The organism is Neisseria sp. P0021.S007 (genome assembly GCF_051956855.1).
This window is the reverse complement of record NZ_JBQCXA010000014.1, coordinates 1-3,048: the sequence shown is the minus strand read 5'-3', so window position 1 is coordinate 3,048 and position 3,048 is coordinate 1. Positions and strand designations below refer to the sequence as shown.

The window sequence follows — 3,048 nt, the reverse complement described above, 5'->3', positions numbered from 1 at the left end:
TCCGTATGATGCCGTGCATTTACATCCCCTACTCTGACGAAACTACATTGCAGGTTGCGCACCTTGTTGAAAACGAACTGCGTGCTGAAATGTGTTTTTGGGATAAAGCCTGCAAATACGCCGAAATTCGCGATATTTTCCAAGATGAATCTGACTCAGGGAAACTTTCTTTGCGCGAACTGGAAGTGATGTTTTCTGATAAAGGGCTTACGGTTTCTCATAAAACTCTAGGACTGTTCTTTTTTGCTTCTGATAACTTACAGGAGCTTCAAGAATACGCATTCAAACTTTCCCATGCAAAAGTTGAAGAAATTAAAAAACTTCACTCTACCCTGTTCTCAATTTCTAAATCAATTCAGTTGGACGACTCTTTCCAATATTTATGGTCAGATGTGCTGGATCAGTGGCATAACCAATATTCTGCAACAGAGTTAGACGTACATGAGCTTTGTCAGTTTGTACTCGACAAATTCAAATTTGAATATGGTGCTGAAGCCTTTCCTGAAACAGAAAATTTATCTGATAAGAATAAATCTGAAACAGCTGTCAAACAAGATGTCAATTTGCATCAAAAAGAAGCATCTGAAAATAACACTGAGTCAGGGGATTCATCTATTGAATCTGTGCCAGCTAAAGAAGATAGCCCAGAGACTGATGCAGAGGATGAGCTGAAAGGAACTGAACAGACAGGGTTCGAAGCCCTGGATGTTCAGAATCATCAGGTTACTTTGGATCAAACTAGCAAAAAACTGTTTTCTGCGGTTCGTAAGTTGTTGGCCAAAGTGAACCTGTCTGATTGCTTTAAAACCCACAAAGACTTCGCATACGGTTGGTATGTCGAGTATCCAGCATTTGAGCATATTTCAGGATCCAGTGCCGAAAATGCAATCTATGCTATTGATGTTTTGCATGAGGAAGCCGGCAATGTTTTTACATTCCTGTGGAAGCTTTGCGGTATCGATAACTTCATGTTTGATGTTGGCGATAGCTCAAATCCCCTACTTTCGCTGAAAAATGATTCAAAACTTCGTATTGCCTACGAAGATCCCGACAAATACGACGAATATACAAACTGCGGCATTGGCAACAAAGAGAACATCATTGCCTCTGTGTTGAATTGGCAGACAAATAGAGACCTTTGCAAAATTCCCCAAAATCCCCTAAATTCCCACAAAGACATTTAGGGGATTTCCCATGAGCACCTTCTTCCAGCAAACCGCCCAAGCCATGATTGCCAAACACATCGACCGCTTCCCACTATTGAAGTTGGATCAGGTGATTGATTGGCAGCCGATCGAACAATACCTGAATCGTCAAAGAACCCGTTACCTTAGAGACCACCGAGGGCGTCCCGCCTATCCCCTGTTGTCCATGTTCAAAGCCGTCCTGCTCGGACAATGGCACAGCCTCTCCGATCCCGAGCTCGAACACAGCCTCATCACCCGCATCGACTTCAACCTGTTTTGCCGCTTTGACGAACTGAGCATCCCCGATTACAGCACCCTATGCCGCTACCGCAACTGGCTGGCGCAAGACGACACCCTGCCCGAATTGCTGGAATTGATTAACCGACAACTGACCGAAAAAGGCCTAAAAGTAGAGAAAGCATCCGCCGCCGTCATTGACACCACCATTATTCAGACCGCCGGCAGCAAACAGCGCCAGGCCATAGAAGTCGATGACGAAGGACAAGTCAGCGGCCAAACCACACCGAGTAAAGACAGCGATGCCCGTTGGATAAAGAAAAACGGGTTATACAGACTCGGTTACAAACAACATACCCGTACCGATGCGGAAGGCTATATTGAGAAACTGCACATTACCCCCGCCAATGCCCATGAGTGCAAACACCTGTCGCCTTTGTTGGAAGGACTGCCCAAAGGTACGACCGTCTATGCCGATAAAGGCTATGACAGTAAGGAAAACCGGCAACATCTGAAAGAGCGTCGACTGCAGGACGGCATTATGCGCAAAGCACACCGCAACCGTCCGCTGACGGAAGCGCAAACCAAACGCAACCGATATTTGTCGAAGACCCGTTATGTGGTCGAACAAAGCTTCGGTACACTGCACCGTAAATTCCGCTATGCCCGGGCAGCCTATTTCGGTCTGCTCAAAGTAAGTGCGCAAAGCCATCTGAAGGCGATGTGTTTGAACCTTTTGAAAGCGGCTAACAGGCTAAGTGTGCCTGTTGCTGCTTAAAAGGCGGCCGGATGCCTGATTATCAGGTATCCAAGGGGGATTAAGGGGGTATTTGAGTAGAATCAGTGGATATTTGAAATGAAAACAGCCGAAAACCTGTGTTAGGTTTCGGCCGTCGGGTAAAAGGGAGTTTTTGCAAAGGTCTCAGTCTATGAATTGGGTTGTAATCGTAAACCTAAGAGATATCTAAAGACTTACAAGTGCTATTTTTTGAAAAAGAAAAAGTCAAGCAGACTCAGATGCTTGACCTTTTAATTCCTCAGAGTTAATCTGTATTGTGTAACGCTACACAGTATTGGCGTATCGTTAGTGTTACAAAATATACGCAGAAATGCATTTGATAAACCCTTAAATAAGGAACTAAAAATGATTGTAAAACATCCTGGCTTAAGAATCAAAGAAGAGTTATTACCTAAAGGAATGACGGTAACAGAAGCTGCAAAATTGCTAGCAATTGGTCGACCTGCACTATCTAATTTCTTGAATGGTAAAGCAATGTTGTCACCTAACATGGCTCAGCGGTTATCAAAGACCTTTAACTTCCCATTAGATCAATTAATGCAATGGCAGGCTGAGTATGAAGATGCTCTAATTCAACAAACTGAAGCTCCTGCAACTCATATTTATGCTCCTCCTTTTTTAGATATAAAAGCAAATGATATTGAAAATTGGGTCAATACTTGCGAAATTTCATCAAGATCACGTTTATCTGTTTTTTTGAGAACACTGATCCACTCAACGAGCGAAAAAATAACTCAAATTGATTTTCCTGGAAATGATGATTCACAACGACCTGGCTGGGATGGTTGGATTGAGTCAAATGAAGCAACTCCGTGGATTCCTGAT

Annotated in this window: 3 protein-coding genes; all 3 read left to right on the top strand. The window is 43.6% G+C overall.

Annotated elements, in window-relative coordinates:
- The coding region (locus ACTHUR_RS10545; protein WP_440398554.1) for a ParB family protein at positions 1-1,184 on the top strand (1,184 nt) is incomplete at its 5' end.
- Positions 1,185-1,194: 10 nt separating this feature from the next.
- Positions 1,195-2,202, top strand: coding sequence for an IS5 family transposase (locus tag ACTHUR_RS10540; protein WP_440398553.1), 1,008 nt, complete (start codon positions 1,195-1,197; stop codon positions 2,200-2,202).
- Between the two features lie 366 nt (positions 2,203-2,568).
- Positions 2,569-3,048 (top strand): helix-turn-helix transcriptional regulator (locus ACTHUR_RS10535; RefSeq protein WP_440398552.1); only part of this gene is annotated, 480 nt, incomplete at its 3' end.

What these genes read in the sequence shown, in the direction of transcription:
- ACTHUR_RS10540 (WP_440398553.1), top strand. Translation starts at nt 1,195, where the DNA reads ATGAGCACCTTCTTCCAGCAAACCGCCCAAGCCATGATTGCCAAACAC.